Source organism: Mycobacterium sp. TH-M15 (genome assembly GCF_057473705.1).
The window spans coordinates 1-4,256 of record NZ_JBYCLB010000053.1; the positions used below are offsets into that span (position 1 = coordinate 1).

Below are 4,256 nucleotides of genomic sequence, written 5' to 3' on the forward strand. Positions count from 1 at the left end.
GTCGGCCTGCTGCCGAAGATGAAGAACTACACCGCGATCGTCGCGGTGATCGCCGTGATCGGTGCGTTGCTGGCGATCAGGCTCGCCTTCAAATCCACTCAGGGCGAGTATCTGACCGCCGGCTGGGCGTTGTGGGCGGTGCTGGCGCTGGCTGTGCTCCAGGCCGGTGCGGCGGTCTTCGCCCTGCTGCTGGAGGCCGGCGTCGTCACGGCTCCGGCTCCCCGGCCGAAATTCGACCCGTACAGCGCCTACGGGGCGCCCGGCGGCTACTTCGGCCAGCCGGGGCAGCTGCCCCCCGGTCAACCCGGTGCGCAGCCCGGCTACCCGTCCTACAACTACCCGCCGACGCCCGGCTCGTTCGGCGGGCCGCCGTCCGGCGGATTCGGCGTGCCGTCGGCGCCGGCCCACCCCGGCACCGGGCCACAACCAGCCCAGCCGGCTCCATCCGGGCCGCCCACCCCGCCCACCGGGTTTCCCAGCTTCCCGCCGCCGCCACCGGCCGCACCGGGGGGGGCCGACGAGACCCGGATAGCGCCGAGCGACCCGCCGGGTCCGGCCCAGCCCTAGCCGGGCGGGCGGTGCCCCGGTCAGGCCGCATGCACGCACCGTGATGCGGGTGGAGGAGAGTCGGCAGCCGGGCGCAGTCTCCGCGCGCGACCTGCTGCGGGTCGCGTTCGGGCCGGCGGTCACCGCGCTGGTGATCATCGCCGCCGTCACGCTGGTGCAGCTGGTGGTCGCCAACAGCGACATGACCGGGGCGCTGGGCGCCACTGCGAGCATGTGGCTCGCCGTGCATCAGGTCCCGGTCTCGATCGGCGGCCGTGAGCTGGGCGCGCTCCCGTTGCTGCCGCCGTTGCTGCTGGTGTGGGGAACGGCCCGGACAACCGCGCAGGTCACCGCGGCCGAGGCATCGTGGTTCGTGGTCCGGTGGATCGTGACATCGGCGCTGGCGGGTCCGCTGTTGATCGCCGCGATTGCGCTGGCGGTCATCCACGACGCGGCGTCGGTGATCACCGAGCTGCAGACGCCGAACGCGCTGCGGGCGTTCCTCAGCGTGCTGGTGGTGCACGGGCTCGGCACGGCGGTCGGGGTCGGATCGCGGATCGGCCGACGCGTGCTGGCGGCGGCGAAGCTGCCCGGCTGGTTGGCGGATTCACTGCGGGCCGCGGTCGCCGGGATGCTGGCGCTGCTCGGGTTGTCGGCGGCGGTGACCGCCACATCCCTGGTGCTGCACTGGTCGACGATGCACCAGCTCTACGGGGTCACCGACTCGATGTTCGGCCAGTTGAGCCTCACCCTGCTGTCGATCCTGTACCTGCCCAACGTCGTCGTCGGCGCGGCGGCGATGGCGGTGGGATCCACCGCGCACCTCGGTTTTGCGGCATTCAGTTCCTTCACCGTGTTCGGTGGTGACGTGCCGGCGCTGCCGATCCTGGCGGCGGCGCCGAATCCACCGCTGGGGCCGGCCTGGGTGGCGCTGCTGATCATCGGTGCGGCATCCGGAGTGGCGGTCGGCCAGCAGTGCGCACGACATCCGCTGCCCGCACCGCAGGCCCTGGCCAAACTGCTTTCGGCGGCGCTGCTGGCGGCGCTGGCGATGGCCTTCCTCGGCTACGCCGGCGGCGGTCGGCTGGGCAACTTCGGCGACGTCGGCGTCGACCAGTCCACCTTCGGGCCCGGAGTGTTCTTGTGGTTCGCCACCGTCGGTGCGGTGACGGTCGTGCTGACCGGCGGCATCCGGCGCCGGCCGGCTCGCCCCCCGGTGAATCCACGGCGGCCCGTCGCAGCCGATGCGGTCGAGGCCGCGACCGAACCCGCGCCCGAACCTGCGGCCGACCCGGTCGAGCCGGACGACGAGGCGCCGGATCTGGCGGACATCGAGCCGATCGAACCCATCGCCGGCCCGGCCGGACCCGTCGAGCCGTTCGACGACCCGGAAGACCAGATGTTCACCGACGACGACCCGCCACCGGACTAGCGCCGTGCCGGCCCGCCTCGTCACCGGACTAGGTTGGATTGTCCGGTTCCTTAGCGCGCCGTGCCGGCCCGCCTCGTCACCGGACTCGGTTGGATTGTCCGGTTCCTTAGCGCGCCGTGCCGGCCCGCCTCGTCACCGGACTAGGCTCGTCCCCGTGCAACCGATCCGCGTGCCCGCGAGCGCGCCGGCGCGGCTGGTGGTGTTGGCATCGGGGACCGGGTCACTGCTCGAGTCGGTGCTGCAGGCGGCGGCCGGCGACTATCCGGCGCGGGTGGTCGCGGTCGGCAGCGATCGGGACTGTCGGGCGATCGAGATCGCCACCGCGGCCAAGCTGCCGGTGTTCACCGTGCCGCTTGCCGACCACCCGGACCGCGACGCCTGGGACGCCGCCATCACCGAGGCCACCGCGGTCCACCGGCCGGATCTGGTGGTATCCGCCGGGTTCATGAGAGTCCTTGGTTCGCGGTTCCTTTCCCGATTCCTCGGGCGCACCGTAAACACCCACCCGGCGCTGCTGCCGGCGTTCCCCGGTGCGCACGCCGTGCCCGAGGCGCTGGCCTACGGGGTTAAGGTCACCGGCTGCACCGTGCACCTGGTCGACGCCGGCACGGACACTGGACCGATCCTGGCGCAGCAGACGGTCGCCGTCCTCGCCGACGATACCGAGGAGACCCTGCATGAACGGATCAAAGTGGTGGAGCGGCAGCTCCTGGTGGACGTGCTGGCCGCGCTGGCGACCGGCGGCGTGACCTGGACCGGACGAAAGGCGACGATAGGATGACCGACGACAGGAAGCCGGTACGCAGGGCCCTGATCAGCGTCTACGACAAGACCGGATTGGCGGAGCTGGCTGGCGGACTGCACGCCGCCGGCGTCAACATCGTGTCCACCGGTTCCACGGCGAAAACGATTACCGCAAAGGGAATCCCGGTGACGGTGGTGGAGGAGCTGACCGGGTTCCCGGAGATACTCGACGGCCGGGTGAAGACCCTGCACCCGCGGGTGCACGCCGGGCTGCTGGCCGACCTGCGCAAGCCGGAACACCGGGCGGCGCTGACCGAACTGGGGATCGAGCCGTTCGACCTGGTGGTGGTCAACCTGTACCCGTTCGGCGAGACCGTGGAGTCCGGTGCGGCCGTCGACGAGTGCGTCGAGCAGATCGACATCGGCGGCCCGTCCATGCTGCGGGCGGCGGCGAAGAACCACCCCAGTGTCGCGGTCGTCGTCGAACCGCTCGGATACCCCGGCGTGCTGGCCGCGGTGACCGCCGGCGGGTTCACCCTGGCCGAACGGAAACGGCTGGCGGCGTTAGCGTTCCGGCATAGTGCCGAGTACGACGTGGCGGTCGCCGGCTGGATGACGTCGACGCTGTCGCCGGAGGAGCCGCGCCAGCCGCTGCCGGAGTGGGTGGGGCGCACCTATCGACGGTCCGCGCAGCTTCGGTACGGGGAGAACCCGCACCAGCAGGCGGCGCTGTACAACGATGCCGGCGCCTGGCCGGGCCTGGCGCAGGCCGAGCAGCTGCACGGTAAAGAGATGTCCTACAACAACTTCACCGACGCCGATGCGGCCTGGCGGGCCGCGTTCGACCACGAGCAGACCTGCGTGGCGATCGTCAAGCACGCCAACCCGTGCGGGATCGCCGTCTCCGGGGCCTCGGTGGCCGACGCGCACCGCAAGGCGCACGACTGCGACCCGACCAGCGCCTACGGCGGGGTGATCGCCACCAACACCGAGGTCAGCGTGGAGATGGCCGAGTACGTCAGCACCATCTTCACCGAGGTGATCGTCGCGCCCGGCTATGCGCCCGGCGCGCTCGACGTGCTGGCGCGCAAGAAGAACGTCCGGGTGTTGGTCGCCTCCGAGCCGCTGCGTGGCGGCACCGAGCTGCGACAGGTCAGCGGCGGGCTGCTGATCCAGCAGCGCGACCAGCTGACCGCGCCGGGCGACGACCCGGCCAACTGGACGCTGGCCACCGGGGCGGTCGCCGACCCGGCGACGTTGGCCGACCTGGTGTTCGCCTGGCGGATCTGCCGCGCGGTGAAGTCCAACGCCATCGTGATCGCCGCCGACGGCGCCACCGTCGGCATCGGAATGGGGCAGGTCAACCGGGTGGATGCGGCCCGGTTGGCCGTCGAGCGCGGCGGCCGGCGGGTGCGCGGCGCGGTCGCGGCATCCGATGCGTTCTTCCCGTTCCCGGACGGACTGCAGACGCTGACCGCGGCCGGGGTGACCGCGATCGTGCACCCGGGCGGTTCGGTGCGCGACGAGGAGGTGA

At 72.0% G+C, this 4,256-nt stretch carries 4 protein-coding genes; all 4 read left to right on the forward strand.

Translation table 11 applies throughout. The annotated features are described in order from the left end of the window. A partial coding sequence (locus tag AC2VNT_RS01345) for a DUF5336 domain-containing protein (RefSeq protein WP_486945148.1) occupies positions 1–567 on the forward strand: 567 nt, incomplete at its 5' end. A 43-nt stretch (positions 568–610) separates the two neighbouring features. After that, positions 611–1,978, forward strand: a complete 1,368-nt coding sequence (locus tag AC2VNT_RS01350; RefSeq protein WP_486945149.1) for a cell division protein PerM — start codon at positions 611–613, stop codon at positions 1,976–1,978. A gap of 154 nt (positions 1,979–2,132) precedes the next feature. After that, complete coding sequence (gene purN, locus AC2VNT_RS01355; protein ID WP_486945150.1) at positions 2,133–2,759, forward strand: phosphoribosylglycinamide formyltransferase; 627 nt, start codon at positions 2,133–2,135, stop codon at positions 2,757–2,759. Next, positions 2,756–4,256, forward strand: a 1,501-nt coding sequence (purH, locus tag AC2VNT_RS01360) for a bifunctional phosphoribosylaminoimidazolecarboxamide formyltransferase/IMP cyclohydrolase (protein WP_486945151.1), incomplete at its 3' end; no start/stop codon positions are given. The genes purN and purH, both read left to right, overlap by 4 nt.

What these genes read in the sequence shown, in the direction of transcription:
- AC2VNT_RS01350 (WP_486945149.1), top strand. Translation starts at nt 611, where the DNA reads ATGCGGGTGGAGGAGAGTCGGCAGCCGGGCGCAGTCTCCGCGCGCGAC.